Raw genomic sequence first — 24,652 nt, 5'->3', positions numbered from 1 at the left:
TGTGCGGGCGTCCGGTGGCCACCGACCGCGCGCTGGTGATGGCCATCGTCAACCGGACCCCGGACTCGTTCTATGACCGCGGCGCCAGCTTCGACGACACCGCAGCCCAGCGTCACGTCGACCGGGTGGTCGCCGAGGGTGCCGACATCATCGACGTCGGTGGCGTCAAGGCCGGGCCCGGTCGAGAGGTCGACGCGACGACCGAGGCCGATCGCGTCGTCGGGATGATCTCGTGGATCCGCGAGCGTCATCCCGACGTTCTGATCAGTGTCGACACCTGGCGCAGCGAGGTGGCCGACAAGGCGTGCGCGGCGGGCGCCGATCTGATCAACGACACGTGGGCCGGGGTCGATCCCGAGGTCGTCTCGGTGGCTGCCGAGCGTGGCGCGGGCATCGTCTGCTCGCACACGGGCGGGGCTGTCGTGCGCACGCGGCCGCATCGGGTGGGCTACGGCGACTCCGTCGACGCGGTGGTGGCCGATGTCGTCGCCGAGGTGACCGCCGCGGCGGAGCGGGCGCTCGCCGCGGGGGTGCGCCGGGACTCGATCGTGATCGATCCGACGCACGATTTCGGCAAGAACACCCACCACGGGCTGGCTCTGTTACGCCACGTGAAAGATCTTGTTAACACGGGCTGGCCGGTGCTGATGGCGCTGAGCAACAAGGATTTCGTAGGGGAGACTCTGGGTACAGACCTAGAGCAACGGTTGGAAGGAACTCTGGCCGCGACGAGTCTGGCCGCCGCGCAAGGCGCCCGGATCTTTCGCGTTCACGAGGTCGCTGCCACCCGACGCGTGGTCGACATGGTCGCTGCCATCGCGGGAACGAGACCTCCCGCCCGAACAGTCAGGGGACTCGCATGACGAAGCAGCAGAAGCGACGGACACCCAGCACCATCAGCAGCCGCGACAAGGCCGCGCTGTGGCCGACGGCCGCCCAGCCCCTCGGCAACGACCAGCGCTGGTCGGCGACCCACACCTGGGAACAGCCGGACTGGACGATCGACGACCTGGTCGCCGCGAAGAACGGGCGCACGATCTCGGTCGTGCTGCCCGCCCTGAACGAGGAAGAGACCGTCGCCGACGTGATCGCCACGATCATGCCGCTGTACGGAACGCTCGTGGACGAGGTCATCGTCCTGGACTCGGGCTCCACCGACGCCACCGCCGAACGCGCGCGGGCCGCGGGTGCGCAGGTGATCACGCGCGAGGAGGCGGTTCCCGAACTCGAGCCGGTGAAGGGCAAGGGTGAGGTCCTCTGGCGTTCGGTCGCGGTCGCCACGGGCGACATCATCGCCTTCGTCGATTCCGACCTCATCGATCCCGACCCGATGTTCGTGCCGAAGATGTTGGGACCGCTACTGGTGAATCCCGAGATCCAGCTCGTGAAGGGTTACTACCGCCGTCCGCTGCGCACCGGCGGCACCCACGACGCCAACGGCGGCGGCCGCGTCACCGAACTGGTGGCCCGTCCGCTGCTCGCCTCCCAGAAGCCCGACCTGACCGCGGTCCTCCAACCACTCGGCGGCGAATACGCCGGCACGAGGGAACTCTTGTCGTCGGTGCCGTTCGCGCCGGGGTACGGCGTCGAGATCGGGTTGCTGATCGACACCTACGACCGTTGCGGGATGGCCGGGATCGGTCAGGTCAATCTCGGGGTGCGGACCCACCGCAACCGGCCGCTCATCGAACTCGGCGTGATGAGCCGGCAGATCGTCGGGACGCTGATGCGGCGCTGCGGCATCGAGGACTCCGGCGTGGGGCTCACGCAGTTCACCGCGGAATCCGACGGGTCTTTCACGCCGCACACCACCGACGTCTATCTCGAAGACCGTCCGCCGATGAACACCGTGCGGGTGATGGGTACCAAGGCCGAGGAGATGGCCTCGTAGACAGGTGCGGACAACGCCCGCCACACGCCGACCCGGCGGGTCGTTACCGCGGCTCTGTCAGGATGTAGGGCATGCAGACGCTGTTGCTGTACCTGCTGATCATGGCCCTCGTCGTGGCGGCCGTCTTCGCCGTGGTCTGGTTCGTGTTCGGTCGTGGCGAGGACCTGCCACCCGTCGAACCCGACACCACGCTCACACGCCTGCCGTCCGCGGGTATCAGCGGCGCGGACATCACGGCGCTGCGGTTCGCGCAGACCGCCCGCGGTTACAAGCAGAGCGAAGTCGATTGGGCGCTGGCCCGTCTCGCCCGCGAGGTCGATGACCTGCGTTCGGTGATAGTCCGACTGCGCGAGCGCGAGGCGGAATCGGGAGATCCCGGGACGTTCGTACCGCCGGAACGCTGAATCCACGAGGTCGACGCGCCGCGCGTGTGGCGCTCTCGCGTTCGCGTGAGACCCGGGCACGTATCATGTTCGGAGCAGGGACATTGAAGGGAGCTTGAGAATGGCGGCAATGAAGCCACGTACTGGGGACGGCCCCCTCGAAGCGGCCAAAGAAGGGCGTGGAATCGTTGTCCGGATTCCGATCGAGGGTGGAGGTCGTCTCGTCGTCGAGTTGACCGCCGACGAAGCCGCCGCACTGGGCGAGGAACTCCGCGGGGTCACCGGCTGAACAGGCCCCACGAGGGCAGTTCTGCTGAGGCCCGGGCGGTCCCACCGACACCGCACCGGGCGCACCACCTCTCGGTTGTCGCCGGAGTCCTTCGATGCCCGGTCTGTGCCGGAGCGCTCTCGGTCGTCGACACCTCGCTGCGTTGCCCTGATGCCCATTCTTTCGACATCGCCCGCCAGGGTTATGTCTCTTTGCTCGACGGTCGCTCCGGGGCTCTACGCGCCGACACCGCCGCGATGGTCGCGGCCCGTGCACGTGTGCACGACGCGGATTTCTTCGCGCCTGTCGTGGACGCCGTCGCCCGCCGTGCCGCGCAGTTCGACTCGTCCGCCGGACGTCGCATCGTCCTCGACGCGGGCGCCGGTGGCGGACACCATCTTCGCGCTGCCGTCGAAGCGCTGACACGTGCCGGCGCACCGGATGACGAAGCCCCAGAAAACGATGCCCCAGAAAACGATGCCCCGGTAACCAAAGCCCCGGAGGCCGACGGTTCCGTCCTGGGTATCGGTCTCGATCTGTCGAAGTACTGCGCGCGGGCGATCGCTCGCGGGCGGGGGCCGCTCGCGGCTGTCGTCGCCGACGTCTGGCGGGGCCTACCCGTTGCCGATGACGCTGTCTCGGTGGTGCTCTCGGTGTTCGCGCCGCGCAACGCCCCCGAGTTCGCCCGCGTCCTCGCACCCGGGGGCGGTCTGGTCGTCGTCAGCCCGGCAGCCGATCACCTCGCCGAGATCATCGAACCCATGCAGATGCTCCGGGTCGACTCGTCGAAATCGGCGCGGCTGCATGCCGCACTCGACGACGGCTTCGAGCTCGTCGACGAGACACTGTTGCGCTACACGAGGGAGATCGACGCGCAGACGATCGGTGACCTGGTCGCGATGGGCCCCTCTGCCTTTCACTCCGACGAGGCCGACATCCGCTCGCGTGCGGAGGCGCTGGCCGGGGACGGCACGGTACGGGTCACCGTGTCGGTCGTGGTGACGGTATGTCGGCCGGCGGCTGACCGGTCGGCACGCCCTCAGCGGCGAACCGACTCGTAGACCTCCAGGGTCTGTTCGGCGATCGCGGCCCACGAGAACTCGGCCTCGGCGCGTTCGCGGCCCGCCGAACCCATCGCCGTCGCGGCGGCAGGGTCCCTGACGACCGCGTTCACGGTGTCGGCGAGATCGTGCTCGAAGGTCTGCGGGTCGACCGGGTCGTAGCGTACGAGGCGCCCGGTGACGGCGTCGCGGACCACCTCGGGGATGCCGCCGACCTCGGACGCCACCACCGCGGTACCGCAGGCCATGGCCTCGAGATTGACGATACCCAGTGGCTCGTACACCGAGGGGCACACGAAGACGGTTGCTGCGGTGAGGATTTCGCGGATACGGGGGAGTGGAAGCATCTCGCGCACCCAGTGCACGCCGGGCCGTGCCGCCGAGAGCTCGCCGACGGCGTTCTCGATCTCGGCGCCGATCTCAGGGGTGTCCGGTGCGCCCGCGCAGAGGACCAGCTGGATGTCGGGATCGAAACGGTGGGCCGCGGCGACGAGATGGGCGACGCCCTTCTGCCGGGTGATCCGGCCGACGAACGCGACGACGGGTCGATCGGGGTCGAGCCCGAGTGCCGTGGGCGTCGAATCCGGACCGAAGGGATCGTCGACCGGAAACCACTGGGTGGTGTCGATGCCGTTGCGCACCACGTGCACGCGCTCGGGGTCCAGGCGCGGGTAGGTGTCACAGATCTCGGTGCGCATTCCTGCACTCACCGCGATCACGGCATCGGCGTACTCCACGGCGTTGCGTTCAACCCAGCTCGACACCCGGTAGCCACCGCCGAGTTGTTCGGCCTTCCACGGCCGGGACGGTTCCAGGGAGTGGGCGGTGAGGATGTGCGGCACGTCGTAGAGCTGCGCCGCGAGATGTCCGGCCAGGCCGGTGTACCAGGTGTGCGAGTGCACGACGTCGGCGTCCGCGGCCCCCACGGCCATCCGCAGGTCGGCCGAGAGCGTGGTGATCGCCGCATTCGCGCCGGCGAGACCGGGGTCGGGCGAATACACCTGCGCGGTCTCGCGTTCGGCACCCATGCAGTGCACGTCGACCGTCGCGAGATCGCGGAGGTGACGCACCAATTCGGTGACGTGGACGCCGGCGCCGCCGTACACCTCAGGTGGATACTCACGTGTCATCATCGCCACCCGCATGTCCCCGACGCTAGTGCCATCGCGCCGAGTTCGCCATCGGGCCCGGAGAACGGCGGGGTGGGAGAACGGCGGGGTGGGAGCAAGACGGCCACTTCTTCCGGCCCGGTCACCTGGCCGACGCGTTCGATGGCGGTTAAGTTGAGAGGGTGAGATCTGAGCCGCACGTCCTCGGCATCGTCCTCGCAGGCGGCGAAGGCAAGCGTCTGTATCCGTTGACGATGGACCGCGCCAAACCCGCGGTGCCGTTCGGCGGCGCCTACCGGCTGATCGATTTCGTGTTGTCCAACCTGGTCAACGCCGGTTATGAACGCATTTGCGTGCTGACACAGTACAAGTCGCATTCACTGGACCGGCACATCTCGCAAACCTGGTGGACGTCGGGATTCCACGGCGAGTACATCACCCCGGTCCCGGCGCAGCAACGGCTCGGTCCGCGCTGGTACACCGGCAGCGCCGACGCGATCTTCCAGTCGATGAACCTCATCTCCGACGAGCGGCCCGAGTACATCGTCGTGTTCGGCGCCGATCACGTGTACCGCATGGACCCCTCGCAGATGGTGGCCGCGCACATCGAGTCCGGCGCCGACGTCACGGTGGCCGGGATCCGCGTGCCCCGTGCCGAAGCGGTCGCCTTCGGTTGCATCGACTCCGACGAGAGCGGGAAGATCACCCGGTTCCTGGAGAAGCCGTCCGATCCGCCGGGCACCCCGGACGATCCCGACGTGACGTTCGCGTCGATGGGCAACTACGTGTTCACCACCGAGGCATTGGTCGACGCACTGCGCGCCGACGCGGCGGACTCCGATTCCGACCACGACATGGGCGGCGACATCATCCCGGCGTTCGTCCGGCGCGACACGGCGTTCGTCTACGACTTCAAGGACAACCTGGTGCCCGGGGCGACCGAACGGGACACCGGATACTGGCGCGACGTGGGCACCCTGGACGCCTTCTACGAGGCGCACATGGATCTGGTGTCGGTGCACCCGATCTTCAATCTCTACAACGGTCGCTGGCCCATCCGCGGCGAGACCCACAACCTCCCGCCGGCCAAGTTCGTCCAGGGTGGTGTCGCCGAGGACTCCGTCGTGGGGTCCGGATGCATCATCTCCGCTGGGACCGTGCGCAATTCGGTGTTGTCATCGAACGTCATCGTCGAGGACGGGGCCCTGGTCGAGGGCAGTGTGCTGATGCCGGGCGTGCGCGTCGGCAAGGGCGCCGTGGTCCGCAAGGCGATCCTCGACAAGAACGTCGTCGTCGGCGACGGTGAACAGCTCGGCGTCGACGTGACCGCCGACCGCGAGCGGTTCTCCGTCAGCGCAGGCGGCGTGGTCACGGTCGGCAAGAACATCCGGGTCTAGACGACGCTCGCAGCTCAGGGGGCGGTGGTGGCGGCCTCGATGAGCGTCGCGATGTCATCGCCGACGTCGAGCGGCAGGGCGTCGACCGGCCACCAGCGCAGGTCCACCGATTCCTCGCTGCGCACGAACTCCGGCAGCCCGCCGTCGGGCGTCGGCGCCGCGATCACCCGATACCGGACATCGAGATGACGCGTCGGCACACCGAGCGAGCACGTGATCGGGTGCGTGTGCAGGTGCACGATGCCGTCCCCCGGCCCGCCGTCTCGGGTCGTGTCGAGTTCGAGTCCGGGGATGCCGGATTCCTCCCGGGCCTCCCGGAGCGCGGCGTCGGCGATCGTGGTGTCGGACGGCTCGCAGTGACCGCCGAGCTGAATCCATCTGCCCACCCGGGGGTGCAGGGTCAGCAGGACGTGTCGGCGGTCGGCGTCGAAGACGATGGCCGACCCCGTGAGATGTCCTGCAGTGCAGGCACGTAGGCAGGCGTCGGGCGATGCCGCGAGGAATGCCAGGTAGGCGTGCCGGATGCTGTCCTGGTTGGGATCGGGTGTCTCCCAACCGGTCAGGGCCTGCACCGCGGATGCGTGCAGCGACCCCGCGCTCACAGTTCGATCACCCAGTCCCGGGTCGGTGCGGCATCGCGCAGCGGCGCCGGATGGAGCGGATGGCCGATGGCGACCGCCCCGAGTGGCTCCCAGGACGCGGGCAGATCGAGAACGCGACGGACGGTCGGCGCTGCGAAGATGGTGGATCCCACCCAGCAGCTCCCGATCTCGCGGACCGACAGCGCGGTCAGCAAGGTGGCGACCGCGCCCCCGGCCGCGACCGTGAACATGGTGTGCTCGGCGGCGTTACGGCGGTCGTCGGGATACTCGTGCACGCCGTCGGGCACCAGGAACGGGATGACCAGCTCCGGGGCGTCGTAGAGGATCTGACCGCGTCGCAGACGCTTGTCGATGGACTCGCGGGTCTTCGCGTCGGATTCGAGATCGGCGCGCCAGTCGTCGGTCATCGCGTCGAGCAGCTCCCGGCGGCGCGAATCCGAACGGACCCACACGAACCGGACGGGATGGGTGTGGTGCGGTGCCGGCGCGGTGAGGGCCTCACCGAGGGCGGTACGGAGCTGGTCGGGATCGACCGGACGGTCGTCGAAGGAGCGGACCGAACGCCGCGTGCGGATGGCCTCCCGACGTCCCTGCGCGATGGCCTCTTCGGTACCGAGCCGGAACAGATCCTCCTCGTGCGGCCGGATGAGGTCGGCTGCGGCCGTGCCGTTGTCGGCCGGCGCGAAGCCGCGTACGACGGCGACCGGTACCGCGGCGAGCTTGCCCTTCACGAGGTCGGCGGCTGCGGCGAGTTCGTCGGCGACCGCGATCTCGGTGACGACGAGGGGATTGCCGTAATCGTCCACCCCACCCTCGTAAGGGTGGGTGACGGCGATACCCGCCGCGCCGATCGCCACGTCGGTCTGACCGGTGCGCCAGGCGCGACCCATCGTGTCGGTGATGAGCACCGCGACGTCGATGCCCGCGGCCTCGCCGATGGCGCGCCGCAACTGTGCGGCACTGCGGTCGGGGTCCTCCGGGAGCAGGGCGAGCTGATCCGAACGGACGTTGGAACCGTCGATGCCCGCGGCGGCCTGCACCAGACCCAGCCGGTTCTCGGTGATCAGGGTGCGGTTCTTGCGGGCGAGCACGCGCACCGATTCCGCCTCGACGAGCCGTCGGCGCAGCGCATCGCGTTCCTCGGGGTCGGTGGGTGCATCGACCATCCGCCCCTCGGCCTTGGAGATGATCTTGCTCGTGACCACCAGCACATCACCCGACTCCAACCACGGTGCGGCGGCGAGGATCTCGGCGGCGACATCGGAGTCGGGGGTGAACTCCGGCAGGTCGGTGACCGGTCGGATCTCCAAGCTCCCGGGAGCGCGATGATCCGGACGAGCCGTCACGCGGTGCCCGCATTCGTGTCGGGCAGACGCACGTCGACCAGTGCGCACGCGGCGCGGACCATCTGGGCGGTCGCCGCCGGATCGGTCATCAGCAGGGGAGCCGCACCGATCGCGATACCGTCGACGGACGCATGGTCGCCGTCGGCGATCAGCCAGCCGTCGAGAATCCCGTTCCCGCTGCGCGCGCCGTAGTGCTCGGCGATGCCCTGCGCCGACGACTCGACGCCGATCACGGACAAGCATTCGTCGGCCATGCCGCGCAGGGGACGGTTGTCGATCACGGGCGAGATGCCGACGACCGGCGCCTTGGTCTGTCGGAGTGCGCTGCGCATTCCCGGGACACTGACGATCGCGCCGATGCTCACGACGGGGTTCGACGGCGCGAGGAGGATGACGTCGGCCTCGGCGATCGCGTCGAGCACACCGGGAGCCGGTGCGGTGTCGTCCGATCCGACCTGGGCGAAACCGAAAGACGGGATCTGGGCCCGGTGCCGCACCCACCACTCCTGGAAGTGGATCGCCACGCGTTCGCCGTCCTCGGCGTCGGGCTTCGCGACGACCACGTGCGTCTCGTGCCGGTCGTCGGTGACCGGCAGCAGGCGCACCCCGGGGCTCCATCTCCGACACAGGGCCGCGGTGACGTCAGAGAGGCGGTATCCCGCATCGAGCATCTGCGTGCGGATCAGATGCGTCGCGAGGTCGCGGTCACCGAGGCCGAACCAGTCCGGATCTGCTCCGTAGGCCGCGAGTTCGTCCTTGGCGTGCCATGATTCGTCGCGCCGGCCCCATCCGCGCTCTTGGTCGATACCGCCGCCGAGCGTGTACATGCAGGTGTCGAGATCGGGACAGATCCGCACGCCGTGCATCCATGCGTCGTCGCCGACGTTCACGATCGCGGTGATGTCGTGGTCGCTCGGGTGGGTTTGGGGCGCGTCGTCCTGGGGTAACGGGAATGCCGTCGGACCGAGCAGTTCGCGCAGTCCGAGGAGGAATCGAGCACCTCCGACGCCCCCGACGAGTACGGTCACCTTCACAGCAGGTATCCCTTCACACCGCCACTCTAGTGGTCGGCGTGTGACGGCGGTCAGCGGCTGTCGGCGCGGACCCCGATGCCGGGGCCACCGTCGGATCGGTGTGATCTTCGTAGCGCTCTGCGCGAGAAGTCGTGTCGAGTCACACCGATGTCGGATCCCGGTGGTATTAGGGAATCTTTGTCTTCAACTTGACCGCGACCGCCTCCGGCGTGTGTAATCACATCAGTGTCATTCCGAGTTTGAGATCGAGAACCTTCGAGATCGAAAACCGCTGGACTCCAACGGATTCGATCATATGTTCGAACTCGGGTGAGGGTCGGTACCGGCACTTCGCGGGCCGTCGCTCGGGCGCTGTGTACGAATGGTGAGGGTGGTTTCCCGACCCGTAGTACAAGTGGTGTGGCAACAGTGGTGGGTGCGGCTCGCAGGCCGTGTTCGCAGAGGACGCAGAAACTACCAACATCCCGAGCTAGGAGGCGCCGACGATGGCTTTGGAAAACCCGATCGGCAATCCGCTTGAACCACATGATCGCCCGCAATTCATTGCCGAGTACAACACCCTTGGCCCCGTTGACGATTCGATGATCGGCGGCACCGCTGTCGCTCCGCTCGCCGGAGTCGGGACCGATCTGGCCACGCCGGTGGAGCATCCCGCCGACGACACCGACGCGAGCCGCCGTCATCTCTCGTTGGTACCCAACGACTTCGACGATCTCTTCGACGCCGTCGAGGAACAGTGGCAGGACCGCGCGCTCTGCGCGCAGACCGACCCCGAGGCGTTCTTCCCCGAGAAGGGCGGATCGACGCGTGAGGCGAAGCGGATCTGCCAGGGGTGCGAGGTGAAGTCCGAGTGCCTCGAATACGCATTGCACAACGACGAACGGTTCGGCATCTGGGGCGGACTGTCCGAACGTGAACGCCGTCGCCTCAAGCGCGGCATCATCTGAACGACGCGTTCGCCGGACTTCCGGCGGCGCATCACCATCCCCGGCGCCCGGGACCCACGGTCCCCTCAGACGCGCCTATCGACCGCGGATCACTCTGGTCCGCGGTCGATGGTGTCTTCGTCGACACCCAGATGGGTCGCCACCTGCTGCACGAGGACCTCGTGGATGAGGTCCAGCAACTCGGTGCCCTTCTTCGCCCGCGCCTCCAGGGGGCGGCGGAAGAGGATGATCTGAGCCCTGGTCGGCGCTCCGCTGACGTCCATCCCCGCCGGGATCAACCGGGCCAGCGGTACGGCACCGTCGGCGGTCACCTCGTCGGGCCACTCGACGGTCTCCGGGTCCTTGGGCAGCAGGCGGGGGATCTCGTCCACCGCGATGTCGAGGCCGGCGATCTGGTCATGCCACTGGGCGTCGATCTCCGCGAAGGCCTCGAGCGCCACCGCGTCGAACTCGTCGGAGCGGCTGTTGTGCGCGGGCACGCCCTGCGGGAGCAACGGCGAGCGGAGCCCACGTCCGCGTCGATCGCGATGACGACCCGCGCGGCGTCGACCCCGTCGCGGCCCCGGCACGCCGGATGCGCCGCGAGGAGTCGGCTTGGGGTCGATACGCATGGCGAGAGTGTAGGAGGTCGGAGGAACCCGTGTCTCGTCCGGTAGCCGTCCCCGTGAGCGTGTCGCCGACGTGGTTGCGAGCGCCGAGGGCTAATCTCGTCACGTGAAGCTTCCCCGTCTGTGCTGCCGACCCGGCTGCGCCCGATCTGCGGTGGCTACCCTGACCTTCGTCTACGCAGAGTCGACCGCGGTCATCGGTCCGCTCGCGACGTCGGAAGAGCCGCACTCCTGGGATCTGTGCGACGACCACGCCCGACGCATCACGGTCCCGAGGGGCTGGGAGATGCTGCGCAGCGAGCGCGGCTTCTCCGCACCGCCGGCCGAGGATCAGGAACTGACGGCACTGGCGGAAGCGGTCCGGGAGGCCGGTGCGGTCGCCGGTGGCGGACGCCCGCGCTTCGTCGACCGGGGTCCGATCGACACACTCGACGCTTTCGACGACCCGCGTTTCGCCGGGGTGGGTCCGGATGGCCCCGTCGAGCGCGCTCGACAGCAGTTCGACGCGACCGGTGGCGGCTTCGGGTCCGTCGAGGACCGTCGGTCCGGGCGGCACCGGGCCGGGCCGGTCGACCCGACGTCGCAGCCCGCGCCGGGCTCCGGTGCGCCGCGTCATCAGACCCGTCCTCGTCCGGGCCGGCGCGGACACCTCCGGGTGCTGCCGGACCCGGTCGACTGACCGGTCACCACCACGCGGGGGGCGTGGAACCCGTTGTCGCCGTCGGGGGTGACCACTTCGGTGGTGCGGGTTCGGCCGCGTACTCCACGCTTCCGGGGACTGTGCCGCGTACGTGCGCGCCGACCCGGCGAGCTGGCTACCCTGGTGACATGCGCACCGGTTTCCCCGACCTCGACAACGCCGAGGAGCTGATCTCGGCCGACGTCGACGGATTGCTGAGGGCCGTGGCCCTCGCCGGCGCCCAGGTGCGTGCGGTGGCGGAGGCGGTGCGCGAAGGGGTCCTGGCGCCACTGTCCGATCTGCGTCCCCGGAGCGTGGTCGTTGTCCACGGGTCCAGCGGTGTGTCGCACCGTGCGGCGGAGTTCGCCGTCGCGACGCTGGCCTCCCGGGTGGATGTGCCGGTGGTCAGCGGTCCGGTGCTACCCGGCTGGACGGGTCCGCTCGATGTGGTCGTGGTGGCCGGTGACGACGCGGGTGACATGGCCCTCGCCGATGCCGCGGCCCGTGCCCTGCGCCGACGCGCCGAGGTGGTCGTCATCGCGCCGATCGCCGGACCATTACAGGATGCGCTGGGCGGCAACGCCATCGATCTCTCACCGCGATTCGACATCGAGCCGCGCTTTCGTTTCGTGGGTTTCGCCGCCGCGCTGCTCGCCGTGTTCCGGTCACTCACGCAGGTGCGGTTCACCGGAACGGCCCCCGAACTCGACGACCTGGCCGACGCGCTCGACGCCGAGGCCTCAGCGGGCCATCCCGACCGCGATGCGTTCCGCAACCGCGCCAAATCGCTCGCCCTGCGCGTCCAGGGTCGTCCCACCGTGTGGACCGCGGACAGTCCGGGCGGCGCCGTCATCGCCCGCCATGCGGCTTCGGGTCTGGTCGGCCTGTCCGGAATCGTCAGCGCGGCGGCCGAACTCGCGGACGTGTCGCGGATGACCCAGCTGCTCGCGATGCGCGGTGACGCCGCGCCGGTCGCGGACTCGATCTTCTACGACCCCGAGTTCGACGGTCCGCCGCAGTCGGCCGCTCCCCGTGTGCAGGTCGTCTCGACCGCGCGCCGCGAGTGGTACACGCGACAGCGGGTGACCGGTCTGGGGGACGTCGATCTGCTGGTCGGCGGCGAACCGGCCGAGACCGCGCCGGCCGCCGGGGGCGGGCCCGTGCAGCAGTGGGATGACCGGCGCCCGGCGCCGGGGGAGGATCCGGTGGCCGACGGCCCGGGGGACATGCTGGATTTCCTGATCGTGGCGCTACGGATCGAGATGGCGGCGGTGTACCTCCGTCTGGTTGGGAACACGATGCAATGAGGATCATCGAGGGTGTGGTGCGCCCCTATGCATGGGGCTCACGTACGGCGATCGCGTCCATGCAGGGCAGACCGGTGCCGTCCGCGCACCCGGAGGCCGAGCTGTGGTTCGGTTCCCATCCGGCGGGATCGGCCCGATGTGTCGACGTCGCCGGGGTCGGTCAGGACCTCGTCGACGTGATCGACTCGGATCCGATCGGCTGCCTCGGACCGTCCTGTACCGCGGCATTCGGCGATCGGCTCCCGTTCCTGCTGAAGGTGCTCGCCGCGGATGAGCCGCTGTCGCTGCAGGCGCACCCCTCGTCGGAGCAGGCGCGCGCGGGCTTCGAGCGGGAGAACGCCCGCGGCGTCGCACTCGACGCACGGGATCGGAACTACCGCGATCCCTGGCACAAGCCGGAACTGATCGTCGCCACCACCCCGTTCGACGCGCTGGCCGGTTTCCGCGCACCCGAGCAGACCATCCGACTGCTGCGCGAATTGCAGGTCAGTGCACTCGACCCCTACCTGGGAATGCTTGCCGGGCAGCCTGATTCAGAGGGGCTGCGTGCCCTGTTCACCACATGGCTCACCTTGCCGGAGTCGCTGCTGCGGCAGCTGGTACCCGCCGTGCTCGGCGGGGCGGTCGATGCCCTGAGCGCGGGGGAGTCCGAGTTCACGTCCGAGCTGCGTACGGTGTGCGAACTCGGGGAGGCGTACCCGAACGATCCGGGCGTGCTGGCCTCGCTGCTGCTCAACAACATTCACCTCGAACCCGGCCAGGGGCTGTATCTCGCGGCGGGCAATCTCCATGCCTACCTCCGCGGCACCGGCGTGGAGATCATGGCCAACTCGGACAACGTGTTGCGCGGCGGCCTGACGCCCAAGCACATCGACGTCCCCGAATTGCTGCGCGTCCTGGACTTCACGCCCGTCGATGTCGCCGCGCTGTCGCCGGAGGTCCGGACCATCGGTGCCGAACGTGTCTATCTCACCCCGGCGCCCGAGTTCCGGCTGTCGCGAGTCGAATTGGACGGTACCGGTCTGCGGCATGCCTCGTCGATCTGCTTCGACATGCCGGGCCCCCAGATCCTCGCCGTTCTCAGCGGCGCGATCGAGGTGCGGCCCGCCGGCGGCGCGCCGTTGACGGTGAGCGCGGGCCGGGCGATGTGGATCACCGACGACGATCCGGATGTCATCGTCCGCGCGGCATCGGCTCGGGCGGTGTTCTATCGCGCCCTGGTCCCGGTGGCCGCGGACGCCAATCCCGAGGTCCCGTCATCATTCGCCTCCGCCGCCGAGTAGATCGGTCGGCACGGTCCCTGGTGGTACCCGGGGTCGTGGACGCTCAGCGTCGAACCGGTTGTGCCTGTGAGGCCGCAGGTTCGGGGTATCCGCCGATCAGGTTCCATTCGTCGGGAGTCGCCACCATCGTCACAAGCACCGGCTGACCGCCCGCGTCCAGCGTGATGTCCTGCGGTGTCCGCGGGTTCTGTCGAAGCGCGACCGTCGCGCCGTCGGCGGGGTCGGCGAGACCGGGGGCCACGACGATCATCCTCGTGGTGTCCGGCTGGGGCGGGGGCGGTGACACCCCGTCCACGATGATCAGCGCCGGTCCGGCCCGGGGCGGCGTCCGGTCCGCGGAGAGCGACAACGCGCTCGGGTCGCCGACCGCGGTGACCAGTGGCGTCCACCGGTGGGGCCGGTCGGTGTGGACGCGAACCGCCGCGCCGACGGCGACGGCCCGCAGGGCGATCTGGGCGACGACGTGGATGCCCGCGGCAACCGAGACCGTCGAGATCCCCGGTCCGACCAGCCGGGTGGCCACGGCCCGGCCCGCGTGGTCGGCGCCGATGAGCTGCCCGCAGCCGCCTGCCGGCAGCCGGGTCGAGGACAGGAACGCCTCGGCGTCCGGTCCGGTGAGCGAGGGTACGTTCCGGTCCAGACGACCCGGCGTGGCGATCGGCAGGCTGACGGCCAGGGCATCGAACTGCCGTCCGTCGAGTGGTGTCAGACCCGCCGGCCACTCGGTGAGAACCCGCGCAGCGGTGGGGAACTCGTTGAATCGAACGAAGCCGGACACCTCGACCGTCGCACGATCGGTTCGGCGTCGGTGCTCGGCGTCGACGTGACGGAGCCGGAGGGTGACCGTCGTGGACACCGCGGGATTGACCCAGATGGTGCGCAAGACGTCGGGCAGCGCCGCGGGTTCGATGGCGGCACTGCGCATCTGCAGGCCGGTCACACCGACGGAGTCCCACTCTTCCGACAGCGATTCCAGCGGAGCGCCCTCGGTCAGCTGCGTGGTGATGGCGGTGATCTGGGCGGCGGACAGGATGGTCGTCGACAGACCCTTCTCCGCCAGTCTTTTCGCCACCCGCCGGGTGGTGATGGTCGCGGTCCGCAAAGCGCCGGTCGCGCCACCACCGCGGCGGGCCACGGCATCGGCACAGTCGAGGGGGTTGAGGCGGAGGACCACCAGCACGGACCGCTGTGCGGTCGCCGACAACGGGCCGAGCGTGCGTTCGTAGGTGGTCGGGGCGACACCCGAACCCCATACGCGCACACCGGAACTGACCACCTCGATCGAGCTGAGACGGATGTCGTAGGGACTGATGCACTCGGCCAGGACGTCCAGCGGCACCACCTGCCCGGTCTCGTCGCCCAGGGTGTTGTTCCCCGGCGTCAGGTAGGTGACCGCGGGTGCGCCCGGATCGACCCGGACGACCGTCACGAGGGTGTCCCCGACCCACCGCGCGCCGATGGTGGTCGGGGCCGACGACCGGCGGGCCGCGGCGTGGGCCGCAGGCGCGGGCAGTGGGATGTCGAACGGCGCAGGTGCGAGGTCCGCGTGGTCGCGACGCATCCTGGACCAGGAGAACACCAGCCGCCCGCCGGCCCGGCCGAACAGCGACCGACGGCCGCCGATCGAGACGAGTCCGGCCGCGCCGATCGCCGCGACGACGAGGGCCGACACTCCCCACAGGTGACCGGACAGCGCCCAGGCCACCAACCCGGTCGCGAGGACCACTTCGATCACCACGAACGTGCGCAGTCCCATCGCGCGCGTGTTCCGATCCACGGTTCGACCCCCTCGATCACCGTCGCCGATCACCTGTTCACCCGCCTCTCGCGGGTGTGCACAGGCAGTGGAGCCCCACACGTCGGGGGCCCGGTTGTCGGTTAGGCTACTACCGCGCGGCAGGGGGTATGCCGCAGGAGATCACAACCCTTTCCCGCCGACGCTGCGCTGCGACGGGGAGACGGGTTCGGACAGGGGGAGTCGTGGCACGTCAGCTGACGACCAAGGCCCAGGTCAACGGCTACCGCTTCCTCATCAAGCGGCTCGAGCACGCACTCGTCCGGCGCGACGTGCGCATGCTGCACGATCCGATGCGGTCGCAGCTGCAGGCGCTCCTCGTCGGAACCGTCCTCGGCTTGCTGGTTCTCGGCGGGTGTGGGATCTGGGGACTCATCCGACCCCAGGGGTCGGTCGGCGACGCCTCGATCATCGTCAGCAAGAACAGCGGCAGCACCTACGTGCTCATCGACGACACTCTGCACCCGGTCCTGAACCTCGCCTCGGCACGCTTGATCACCGGCAGCTCGGAGTCGCCGACGTCGGTGGGGGACAACAAGTTGTCGCCTTATCCGCGCGGTCCGCTGCTCGGCATCCCCGGCGCGCCGGCGTCGCTACCGGGGTCCACCCATGCGGGCACCTCCACGTGGACGGTGTGTGATTCGTCGACGGTGTCGACGAACGGCCCCACCGAGTCGATCGAACAGACGGTCATCGCCGACGCTCCGCACCTCGACGACTCCGTGGGTCTCGCTCGTCCCGCGGACGCCGCGCTCGTCACCGACGGCGCCGAGACGTTCCTGGTGTACCAGTTGTTCCGGAACGGTGCATGGGGTCCGGTCCGCGCCTCCGTCGACACCGGCAGCGCACCGGTTCTGCGGGCGCTCGGGCTCGACGGCGTCGCTCCACGACGGATGACGGCGGGACTGCTCAACACGTTCCCTCTCGTGGACCCGCTCGAGGTCCCCACGATTCCCGGCGCCGGCCGGCCCGGGGCCGTCGAGGGATCGACCGTGGGATCGGTGGTGAAATCGGTCGGCGTGGACGACACGCCGACGTATCACCTGGTTCTGCGCGACGGTGTGCAGGAGATCAGCGCCCCGACGGCGGAGATCCTGCGGCTGGCCGACTCCGACGGCGCTGCGCCGGTGGCCACCGTGCCGCCCGGACGGCTGGCGGCGCTGGAGAACGTCCGCACGGTACCGGTCGCGGATTTCCCCGAACTCTCACCGTCGCTGCTCTCCGTCGGCGACGATCCGACGCTGTGCCGGACCTGGACCCGCGGTGGCGGTGAGCCGCGCGCCCAGACCACCCTGCTCGCCGGCCGCGGGCTCCCGCTGGACGGTGATGCGATTCCGGTGCGGCTCACCTCCGCCGACGGTGCCGGCCCGGGTCTGGACGCGGTGTACGTACCGCCGGGGTCGGGTGAGTACCTGCAGGTGACCGGTGACGAGCCGACGAGCACGCGTACCGAATCACTGTTCTACGTCAACGATTCCGGCGTACGGTTCGGCATTCCGGATTTCGAGACGGGCGGGGTGTTGGGGCTCGGGGACTCGCCCGCGAGAGCTCCATGGTCGGTCGTGTCCCTGCTCGCGCCCGGTCCCACGCTGTCGCGTGACGCGGCGCTCGTGGCCCACGACGGGCTACAGACCACCGGCCTCGCACCCGCGGAGGAGTGATTCGGCCGGTCCGCCGCTCAGGTGAGCGGACCCCCGACGATGTTGCCGACGATGCCGCGGATGATGTTCGTGCCGTCCTCGTGCCGGAGTTCTTCGTACCAGGCTGCGGTGGCCTCGGGGTCCTTGCCGTGGGTGACGTCGCTGCGCTTGCGCGCACGCAGCACAAGATCCGCGGCCCGCTCGGTACGCGACGACTCGTAGGCCGACAGTGCCGCCAGCGGATCGTCCGGATGGTCGCGGAATGCGAACTGCAGGGCGATGGCATCCTCCATCGCCGAGCACCCTCCCTGCCCGATGTCGGGGGTCGTGTTGTGGGCGGCGTCGCCGAGCAGGGCGATCCGACCCTTGATCCAGGTGTGGAACGGGTCGACGTCGAAGATCTCGACCCGGTTGGTGGTGTCGGGGTCCAGCGTCTCGATGAGGGTCTGCACTCCCGGTGCCCAGCCCGCGAATTCTTCCGCGAGTACGTCGCGGGCGGCCCCGCGTTCGAACGGAAGGCCCTCGGGCACGGTGACATCGAAGAAGAAGTAGAAACGATCGTCGGCCACCGGCATCACCGACACGCGGCGCGAATCACCCACGTACGTCGTCCATTCGGTTGCCGGTCCGATGCGTTCGTCGATCGGCACGAGTCCGTTGAAGTTGACGTAGCCTGCGTAACGTCGCTCGACATCCCGACCCAGTACGTGATCGCGGGCCAGTGACCGCGCGCCGTCGGCGGCGATCACGATGTCACCTGATGCGGTTGTGCCATCGGCGAATTCGACGGTCGCGTTCTCGGGCCCGTCGTGCAGGGCGACCATTCTCTTGCCGAAGTGGATGTCGTCGTGACCGAAGGCGTTCATCAGCATGAGCTGCAGCTCGGCGCGCGCGATCGGATAGGGGCGTCGGCCCACCTCGTCGATCAGCGGGGCCATGCTGAAACGGCACATCGTCTCACCGGTGAAGGCGTCGATGTAACTCATCGAGTCGATGATCCCGCCGAGCGCGGCGGTCTCGTTGCCGAGACCGAGGTGATCGAGGCACCTGACACCGTTGGACCACACCGAGATCGCCGCACCGACCGGCTTGTTCTCGGTGACCTGTTCATACACCTCGACGTCGTGTCCGAGCTGCCGTAGCGCGATGGCCGCGGACGTCCCGCCCATCCCCGCACCGATGATCACTGCTTTCACAGGAACCAAGGCTAGGTGTCCGCGGGCCCCGGCGCGCGGCGAGTGGTCGAGCACTCACCGTCGTCGTGGGCGGCGCTCAGAAGCGGTCGTGCCCGGCGACGAGTGCGGTCACCATCTCCTGCCACTGCTCGGTGATCGTCTCGAGGTCCAGGCCGACGTCGACCATGAGGTAGCGGACCGAACTGGCCGAGAGCGGACCCTGCACAGCCAGCGACATGAAGTCCAGAGCGTCGTCGAAACCCAACTGGCGCAGAAGGATCTGTACGTGCTGAGTGGAGGTCCGGGCCACCGGGTGCGTCATGAAGTCCTCCGCGCCGGCCCCGGCCTCGAGCAGGATGTCGAGGTGATCGGCGGTGAGCTTGAGGCGCGCGCGACCGTAAGCGCAGAGGCGATCGAGCGGGGGCGCGCCCGGCCCCAGCGGTTCCGGACCGGACAGATAGGCCTGCTGGATCTCGGATTCGCTGTGGTCGAGGAGCGCGAGCATGAGTCCGGTGCGGCTGCCGAAGCGGCGGAAGACCGTGCCCTTGCCCACACCGGCCTCCCGGGCGACCGCTTCCATCGTCACGGCGGCAGCGCCGTGGTGGTCGATCAGATTCTTGGCGGCAGCCAGCAACAGACGCCGATTACGCGCGGCGTCGGCACGTTCGGTCCCCGGCGAGTCGAGCGAGATGTGGAGCGGGGAGTGGTCGGGCCCATTCGGCACGTGATGAGCGTAACTCTTGACCCCGACCCGGAATCAATCGGACCCTGGTCCGGTTAATGAATGCTGTAGCCACGGTCCGTCACGGACCCCGCGCCCCATCGAGAGGAATCACATGTCGGACCGAGTCGTCGAACTGGTAGCCCTGGTCGGAAGTCTGCGTGCTGCATCGGTCAATCGTCAGCTCGCGCACATCGCGGCGGACAACGCCCCTGCCGGTGTGCACATCACTGTGGTCGACGACCTCGGCTCGCTGCCGTTCTACAGCGAGGACATCGATGTCGAGGATCGACTCCACGCCGGTGTCGAGGAGCTGCGCAAGGTCGTCGGTGCGGCCGACGCGGTGCTGATCGCCACCCCGGAGTACAACGGCACCATCCCGGCCGCGCTGAAGAACGCCATCGACTGGCTCTCGCGTCCCTACGGCGTCGGTGCCCTCTCCGGTAAGCCCGTCGCGGTCCTGAGCGCGGCGCTGGGGCAGTACGGCGGGGCATGGACGCGCGAGGACACCCGGAAGTCCGTGGGTGTGGCCGGCGGCCGCGCGGTGGAGGAAGCCGATCTGGGATTGCAGATCCCGGCGCTGCCCGAGGGGGGTCTCACCGACCCGACCGTCGTGGAGCAGATCGTCGCCTCGGTGACCCGACTGGTCGACGAGGTCGCTGTCAGCGCCTGAGTCCGCACCCCTTGAACCGACGCCGCCGCGTCCGGGCCCCGGCCCGGCGCGGCGGCGTCGCGTTCGGGGATGGGAAAGGGCTGGCCCCCGGATGTGGATGGTCGGTGGACATGTTGTGGACCGCCTCGGGACAACTTGTGAGCGACACGCCGAACACGCGGTGGACACGCCCGGATTTGTGATCGTGCACCGCTCCGACCTGCACGTCTTCCATCAATGTTATTCACAACCCCTTGTGGTGGTCAGAAATGTCAGCCACTAGGTGTAGTGTTTGCTTTACCAGTCAGGCGGACGACGAGCTGCGGTTGAACCACTCGGAGAAAGCCTCGGAGGTGGTGATGCGGATCACTATCTTCACGCTGGGAAACCGCACGTCACCGGCGATTACTACGACCCGAGGAGCACCACCGAATGTCGATCACCGTCTACACCAAGCCGGCATGTGTCCAGTGCAACGCCACCTACAAGGCCCTCGACAAGCAGGGGCTGGCCTACGACGTCGTCGACATCACCGAGGACCCCGAGGCGCGCGACTACGTCATGGCTCTCGGCTACCTGCAGGCGCCCGTCGTGGTCGCCGGTGACTCCCACTGGTCGGGCTTCCGTCCCGACCGCATCAAGGCGCTCGCCACCGCAGCAGCCTGACCCGTCGGTGTCACCACGACGGTGATGCCGGCTTGCGACGCAGGTCGAGGTCCGACGGGGAAGCCGGATCCGCCGCGTCGCGGAAGTCCATCGAGGAAATGGTCGCGCCGCCCACGGCGTTGAAGACCATGACCCCCGCGCCGCAGTGTCGGGCGCGGGACATCCACGAGACCGAGCAGCGTTGGAGGAGACATGGCGGCTGTATCGCCGTTGATCGTGTACTTCTCCTCTGTCTCGGAGAACACCCACCGGTTCGTCGAGAAGCTGGGCATGCGCGCCGTGCGCATCCCGCTGCTCGATCGGACCGGTGTTTTCCGTGTGGACGAGCCGTATGTGCTCGTGTGCCCGACCTACGGCGGCGGCAAGGCGACGGGGCAACCCGGCGGTCACGTGCCCAAGCAGGTCATCCGCTTCCTCAACGACGAGCACAACCGATCGCTGATCAGGGGGGTGATCGCGGCGGGCAACACGAACTTCGGCGAGGAGTTCTGCTACGCCGGCGACATCATCGCGCGGAAATGCCGCGTGCCCTACCTCTACCGATTCGAGCTGATGGGCACGCCCGACGACGTCGACCGCGTTCGTGCGGGGCTCGCCGACTTCGCCCTGAGTCCGGCGTTCGCGACAGACATGTCGCTGCACGCCTCGCCTGCCTGACCTGCGCGCCAGCGTCGGCCCGGCCCCTGTCACACCCCACCAATACTCTGGCCGCACCGGCCCTCGGTTTCAGCCACCACTACCTGCAGGAGTCATCTGTCGTGTCGCCCACCGCCGCCGCCGTCTCGGACACCACTTCAGCCAGCAAGTCGGGCGTACACGCCGGTCCCTCGGGCCACGAGCCGGGCGAGCTCGACTACCACGCGCTCAACGCGATGCTCAACCTGTACGACGCCGACGGCAAGATCCAGTTCGACAAGGATCGCGAGGCCGCGAACCAGTACTTCCTGCAGCACGTCAACCAGAACACCGTCTTCTTCCACGACCGCGACGAGAAGCTCGACTACCTCATCGAGGAGAACTACTACGAGCCCGAGGTCCTCGCGAAGTACGACCGTGCGTTCGTGAACGAACTCTTCGATCACGCCTACGGCAAGAAGTTCCGCTTCCCGACCTTCCTGGGGGCGTTCAAGTACTACACGAGCTACACGCTGAAGACCTTCGACGGCAAGCGGTACCTCGAGCGCTTCGAGGACCGTGTGTGCATGGTCGCGCTGACCCTGGCCGACGGCGACACCGCGCTCGCTCGCAACCTCGTCGACGAGATCATCTCGGGCCGGTTCCAGCCGGCGACGCCGACGTTCCTCAACTCCGGCAAGAAGCAGCGTGGTGAGCCGGTCTCGTGCTTCCTGCTCCGCATCGAGGACAACATGGAGTCGATCGGCCGGTCGATCAACTCGGCACTGCAGTTGTCCAAGCGGGGCGGTGGAGTCGCGTTGCTGCTCAGCAACATCCGTGAGCACGGCGCGCCGATCAAGAAGATCGAGAACCAGAGTTCGGGTGTCATCCCGATCATGAAGCTGCTCGAGGACTCGTTCTCCTACGCCAACCAGCTCGGCGCGCGTCAAGGCGCGGGTGCGGTGTACCTGCACGCCCACCACCCCGACATCTACCGCTTCCTCGACACCAAGCGTGAGAACGCCGACGAGAAGATCCGCATCAAGACGCTGTCGCTCGGGGTGGTGATCCCCGACATCACGTTCGAGCTGGCCAAGGCCAACGACGACATGTACCTGTTCAGTCCGTACGACGTCGAGCGCGTCTACGGCGTCCCGTTCGCCGACGTCAACGTGACGGACAAGTACCACGAGATGGTCGAGGATCGTCGAATCCGCAAGACCAAGATCAAGGCGCGCGAGTTCTTCCAGACCCTCGCCGAGCTCCAGTTCGAGTCGGGCTACCCGTACATCATGTTCGAGGACACGGTGAACCGGGCCAACCCGATCGACGGCAAGATCACGCACTCCAACCTGTGCTCGGAGATCCTGCAGGTGTCGACGCCGTCGACCTTCAACGACGACCTGTCCTACGCCGAAGTGGGCAAGGACATCTCGTGCAACCTGGGGTCGCTGAACATCGCCAAGACGATGGATTCACCCGACATCGGTCAGACCATCGAGACCGCGATCCGGGGCCTCACCGCGGTGAGTGACCAGACCTCGATCACGTCCGTGCCCTCGATCGAGTTCGGCAACAACAACTCCCATGCCATCGGCCTCGGGCAGATGAACCTGCACGGATACTTGGCGCGCGAGCGGGTCTTTTACGGCAGCGACGAGGGCATTGACTTCACGAACATCTACTTCTACACGGTCCTGTTCCACGCGCTGCGGGCGTCGAACAAGATCGCGCGAGAGCGGGGCCGGGCGTTCACCGGCTTCGAGAAGTCGAAGTACGCCAGCGGTGAGTTCTTCGACAAGTACACCAACCAGGTGTGGGAGCCGGAGACCCAGAAGGTACGGGATCTGTTCGGCCAGGCCGGAATCCACATCCCGACCCAGGACGACTGGCGTGAGCTGAAAGACGCCGTCCAGCGCGACGGCATCTACAACCAGAACCTGCAGGCGGTGCCGCCGACCGGTTCGATCAGCTACATCAACCACTCGACCAGCTCCATCCACCCGGTCGCCGCGAAGATCGAGATCCGCAAGGAAGGCAAGATCGGTCGCGTCTACTACCCGGCGCCGTACATGACCAACGAGAACCTGGAGTACTACCAGGACGCGTACGAGATCGGGTACGAGAAGATCATCGACACCTACGCCGCGGCCACGCAGCACGTCGATCAGGGTCTGAGTCTGACGTTGTTCTTCAAGGACACCGCCACCACTCGCGACGTCAACAAGGCGCAGATCTACGCATGGCGCAAGGGGATCAAGACGCTGTACTACATCCGTCTGCGCCAGATCGCGCTCGAGGGGACCGAGGTGGAGGGCTGCGTCAGCTGCATGTTGTGATCCTCTCCGAGACAACAACTTTCAGTACCTCTGAGACTCCCGGCACCCACCCCACCCGTTAGACGAGGAAAAGTCATGACCTCCACCGCAAGCCACAGCCCCGCCGACGGAGCGCCCATCAAGCTGGTCAGCCGCGTGTCGGCGATCAACTGGAACCGCGTCCCCGACGAGAAGGACGCCGAGGTGTGGGATCGCCTCACCGGCAACTTCTGGCTGCCCGAGAAGGTGCCGGTGTCCAACGACATCCCGTCGTGGGGCACGCTCACCGAGTACGAGAAGCAGCTCACCATGCGGGTCTTCACCGGCCTGACGCTCCTCGACACCATCCAGGGCACGGTCGGTGCGGTGTCGCTGATCCCGGACGCGACCACCCCGCACGAAGAGGCGGTGCTCACCAACATCGCGTTCATGGAGTCGGTGCACGCCAAGAGCTACAGCTCGATCTTCTCGACCCTGTGTTCCACCAAGGAGATCGACGAGGCGTTCCGCTGGTCGGAGGAGAACGCGCAGCTCCAGCGCAAGGCGCAGATCGTCATGGACTACTACCGTGGCGAGGACCCGCTCAAGCGCAAGGTCGCCTCGACGCTGCTCGAGTCCTTCCTGTTCTACTCCGGTTTCTACCTGCCGATGTACTGGTCGAGCCGCGCCAAGCTCACCAACACCGCCGACCTGATCCGTCTCATCATCCGCGACGAGGCGGTGCACGGGTACTACATCGGTTACAAGTACCAGCGCGCACTCGAGGTCGAGACCCCGGAGCGCCGCCAGGAACTGAAGGACTACACCTTCGAGTTGCTGTTCGAGCTGTACGACAACGAGAGCGATTACACCGAGACGCTCTACGACGAGGTCGGTCTCACCGAGGACGTCAAGAAGTTCCTGCGCTACAACGCCAACAAGGCCCTCATGAACCTGGGCTACGAGGCGATGTTCCCGCGTGACGAGACCGACGTGAACCCGGCCATCCTGTCGGCGTTGTCACCCAACGCCGACGAGAACCACGACTTCTTCTCCGGGTCGGGCAGCTCCTACGTCATCGGCAAGGCGGTCAACACCGAGGACGAGGACTGGGACTTCTAGTCCCACTCGGGATTTCGTAGCAACAATGTGCCTATGGCGCGCATTGTTGCTACG

25 protein-coding genes are annotated in these 24,652 nt (G+C 68.0%); 16 read left to right on the top strand and 9 right to left on the bottom strand.

Going from position 1 to position 24,652, the window contains the following annotated elements; translation table 11 throughout:
* Positions 1 to 38 precede the first annotated feature (38 nt).
* From folP to MAY35_RS06610, 5 genes are all read left to right on the top strand, one after another.
* Positions 39 to 863: a dihydropteroate synthase gene (folP, locus tag MAY35_RS06630; protein ID WP_238420174.1), complete on the top strand. Its 825-nt coding sequence runs from the start codon at positions 39 to 41 to the stop codon at positions 861 to 863.
* Positions 860 to 1,891, top strand: coding sequence for a glucosyl-3-phosphoglycerate synthase (locus MAY35_RS06625; RefSeq protein WP_238420082.1), 1,032 nt, complete (start codon positions 860 to 862; stop codon positions 1,889 to 1,891). The genes folP and MAY35_RS06625 overlap by 4 nt, the downstream gene beginning before the upstream one ends.
* 71 nt (positions 1,892 to 1,962) lie before the next feature.
* The gene (locus MAY35_RS06620) at positions 1,963 to 2,295 is read left to right on the top strand and encodes a DivIVA domain-containing protein (RefSeq protein ID WP_374237929.1); all 333 of its coding nucleotides are present in this window, start codon (positions 1,963 to 1,965) and stop codon (positions 2,293 to 2,295) included.
* A gap of 100 nt (positions 2,296 to 2,395) precedes the next feature.
* The gene (locus MAY35_RS06615; protein WP_004019232.1) at positions 2,396 to 2,563 is read left to right on the top strand and encodes a DUF3117 domain-containing protein; all 168 of its coding nucleotides are present in this window, start codon (positions 2,396 to 2,398) and stop codon (positions 2,561 to 2,563) included.
* Positions 2,560 to 3,603, top strand: a complete 1,044-nt coding sequence (locus MAY35_RS06610) for a putative RNA methyltransferase (RefSeq protein WP_374237930.1) — start codon at positions 2,560 to 2,562, stop codon at positions 3,601 to 3,603. The genes MAY35_RS06615 and MAY35_RS06610 overlap by 4 nt, the downstream gene beginning before the upstream one ends.
* Here the strand turns inward: MAY35_RS06610 and glgA are convergent.
* On the bottom strand, positions 3,582 to 4,748 hold the full coding sequence (glgA, locus tag MAY35_RS06605; protein ID WP_238420081.1) for a glycogen synthase: 1,167 nt from the start codon (positions 4,746 to 4,748) through the stop codon (positions 3,582 to 3,584). The two genes, MAY35_RS06610 and glgA, sit on opposite strands and share 22 nt — an antisense overlap.
* Positions 4,749 to 4,894: 146 nt before the next feature.
* On the opposite strand from glgA, the gene glgC reads away from it, so the two are divergent.
* Positions 4,895 to 6,109 carry a glucose-1-phosphate adenylyltransferase gene (glgC, locus tag MAY35_RS06600; RefSeq protein ID WP_238420080.1) on the top strand — a complete coding sequence of 405 codons (1,215 nt, stop codon included), beginning with the start codon at positions 4,895 to 4,897 and terminating at the stop codon, positions 6,107 to 6,109.
* Between the two features lie 14 nt (positions 6,110 to 6,123).
* On the opposite strand, the gene MAY35_RS06595 is transcribed toward glgC, so the two are convergent.
* Genes MAY35_RS06595 through cofD form a run of 3 tightly spaced genes read right to left on the bottom strand, consistent with a single transcriptional unit; the run spans position 6,124 to position 9,091 of the window.
* Positions 6,124 to 6,711, bottom strand: a complete 588-nt coding sequence (locus MAY35_RS06595) for an NUDIX hydrolase (RefSeq protein ID WP_238420079.1) — start codon at positions 6,709 to 6,711, stop codon at positions 6,124 to 6,126.
* The gene (locus MAY35_RS06590) at positions 6,708 to 8,057 is read right to left on the bottom strand and encodes a coenzyme F420-0:L-glutamate ligase (RefSeq protein ID WP_238420078.1); all 1,350 of its coding nucleotides are present in this window, start codon (positions 8,055 to 8,057) and stop codon (positions 6,708 to 6,710) included. The genes MAY35_RS06595 and MAY35_RS06590 overlap by 4 nt, the downstream gene beginning before the upstream one ends.
* Positions 8,054 to 9,091, bottom strand: coding sequence for a 2-phospho-L-lactate transferase (gene cofD, locus MAY35_RS06585; protein ID WP_238420077.1), 1,038 nt, complete (start codon positions 9,089 to 9,091; stop codon positions 8,054 to 8,056). Before cofD ends, MAY35_RS06590 begins: the two co-directional genes overlap by 4 nt.
* Positions 9,092 to 9,780: 689 nt before the next feature.
* On the opposite strand from cofD, the gene MAY35_RS06580 reads away from it, so the two are divergent.
* Positions 9,781 to 10,038, top strand: a complete 258-nt coding sequence (locus tag MAY35_RS06580) for a WhiB family transcriptional regulator (RefSeq protein ID WP_171011557.1) — start codon at positions 9,781 to 9,783, stop codon at positions 10,036 to 10,038.
* Between the two features lie 89 nt (positions 10,039 to 10,127).
* Here MAY35_RS06580 and MAY35_RS06575 read toward each other — a convergent pair whose 3' ends face one another.
* On the bottom strand, positions 10,128 to 10,649 hold the full coding sequence (locus MAY35_RS06575; protein WP_238420075.1) for a metallopeptidase family protein: 522 nt from the start codon (positions 10,647 to 10,649) through the stop codon (positions 10,128 to 10,130).
* 103 nt (positions 10,650 to 10,752) lie between these two features.
* Here MAY35_RS06575 and MAY35_RS06570 point away from each other — a divergent pair, with 103 nt between their 5' ends.
* The 3 genes from MAY35_RS06570 to manA all read left to right on the top strand — a co-directional run bounded on the left by MAY35_RS06570 (position 10,753) and on the right by manA (position 13,915).
* Positions 10,753 to 11,325 (top strand): DUF3499 domain-containing protein, encoded by a 573-nt coding sequence (locus tag MAY35_RS06570; protein WP_238420073.1) that lies wholly within the window; start codon positions 10,753 to 10,755, stop codon positions 11,323 to 11,325.
* Positions 11,326 to 11,474: 149 nt separating this feature from the next.
* Positions 11,475 to 12,632: a hypothetical protein gene (locus tag MAY35_RS06565; RefSeq protein WP_238420071.1), complete on the top strand. Its 1,158-nt coding sequence runs from the start codon at positions 11,475 to 11,477 to the stop codon at positions 12,630 to 12,632.
* Positions 12,629 to 13,915: a mannose-6-phosphate isomerase, class I gene (gene manA, locus MAY35_RS06560; RefSeq protein WP_238420069.1), complete on the top strand. Its 1,287-nt coding sequence runs from the start codon at positions 12,629 to 12,631 to the stop codon at positions 13,913 to 13,915. Before MAY35_RS06565 ends, manA begins: the two co-directional genes overlap by 4 nt.
* 43 nt (positions 13,916 to 13,958) lie before the next feature.
* On the opposite strand, the gene eccE is transcribed toward manA, so the two are convergent.
* Positions 13,959 to 15,692: a type VII secretion protein EccE gene (eccE, locus tag MAY35_RS06555; RefSeq protein ID WP_238420067.1), complete on the bottom strand. Its 1,734-nt coding sequence runs from the start codon at positions 15,690 to 15,692 to the stop codon at positions 13,959 to 13,961.
* Positions 15,693 to 15,895: 203 nt separating this feature from the next.
* Here eccE and eccB point away from each other — a divergent pair, with 203 nt between their 5' ends.
* A complete protein-coding gene (gene eccB, locus MAY35_RS06550) occupies positions 15,896 to 17,371 on the top strand; it encodes a type VII secretion protein EccB (protein WP_238420066.1) in 1,476 nt (491 codons plus the stop codon).
* Positions 17,372 to 17,388: 17 nt separating this feature from the next.
* Here the strand turns inward: eccB and hpxO are convergent, their stop codons facing one another.
* The gene (gene hpxO, locus MAY35_RS06545) at positions 17,389 to 18,546 is read right to left on the bottom strand and encodes an FAD-dependent urate hydroxylase HpxO (protein WP_238420065.1); all 1,158 of its coding nucleotides are present in this window, start codon (positions 18,544 to 18,546) and stop codon (positions 17,389 to 17,391) included.
* Positions 18,547 to 18,622: 76 nt separating this feature from the next.
* Positions 18,623 to 19,249, bottom strand: a complete 627-nt coding sequence (locus tag MAY35_RS06540; protein ID WP_238420064.1) for a TetR/AcrR family transcriptional regulator — start codon at positions 19,247 to 19,249, stop codon at positions 18,623 to 18,625.
* 112 nt (positions 19,250 to 19,361) lie between these two features.
* On the opposite strand from MAY35_RS06540, the gene MAY35_RS06535 reads away from it, so the two are divergent.
* Together MAY35_RS06535 and MAY35_RS06530 are read left to right on the top strand one after the other, a co-directional pair.
* A complete protein-coding gene (locus MAY35_RS06535) occupies positions 19,362 to 19,919 on the top strand; it encodes an NAD(P)H-dependent oxidoreductase (protein WP_238420063.1) in 558 nt (185 codons plus the stop codon).
* Between the two features lie 411 nt (positions 19,920 to 20,330).
* On the top strand, positions 20,331 to 20,564 hold the full coding sequence (locus MAY35_RS06530; RefSeq protein WP_238420062.1) for a redoxin NrdH: 234 nt from the start codon (positions 20,331 to 20,333) through the stop codon (positions 20,562 to 20,564).
* A gap of 10 nt (positions 20,565 to 20,574) precedes the next feature.
* On the opposite strand, the gene MAY35_RS06525 is transcribed toward MAY35_RS06530, so the two are convergent.
* Positions 20,575 to 20,727, bottom strand: a complete 153-nt coding sequence (locus MAY35_RS06525; RefSeq protein ID WP_238420061.1) for a hypothetical protein — start codon at positions 20,725 to 20,727, stop codon at positions 20,575 to 20,577.
* A gap of 29 nt (positions 20,728 to 20,756) precedes the next feature.
* Between MAY35_RS06525 and nrdI the strand changes: the two genes are divergently transcribed.
* From nrdI to nrdF, 3 genes are all read left to right on the top strand, one after another.
* Positions 20,757 to 21,221 (top strand): class Ib ribonucleoside-diphosphate reductase assembly flavoprotein NrdI, encoded by a 465-nt coding sequence (gene nrdI, locus MAY35_RS06520; RefSeq protein WP_238420060.1) that lies wholly within the window; start codon positions 20,757 to 20,759, stop codon positions 21,219 to 21,221.
* Between the two features lie 101 nt (positions 21,222 to 21,322).
* Positions 21,323 to 23,518, top strand: coding sequence for a class 1b ribonucleoside-diphosphate reductase subunit alpha (gene nrdE / locus MAY35_RS06515; protein WP_238420058.1), 2,196 nt, complete (start codon positions 21,323 to 21,325; stop codon positions 23,516 to 23,518).
* A 75-nt stretch (positions 23,519 to 23,593) separates the two neighbouring features.
* Positions 23,594 to 24,598 (top strand): class 1b ribonucleoside-diphosphate reductase subunit beta, encoded by a 1,005-nt coding sequence (gene nrdF / locus MAY35_RS06510; protein WP_238420057.1) that lies wholly within the window; start codon positions 23,594 to 23,596, stop codon positions 24,596 to 24,598.
* The last annotated feature ends 54 nt before the right edge of the window (positions 24,599 to 24,652 follow it).

Source organism: Gordonia sp. 'Campus' (assembly GCF_022206305.1).
GTDB lineage: Bacteria > Actinomycetota > Actinomycetes > Mycobacteriales > Mycobacteriaceae > Gordonia.
Note: the sequence above shows the minus strand (reverse complement) of the source record. Positions and strands in the feature narration are given on the sequence as shown.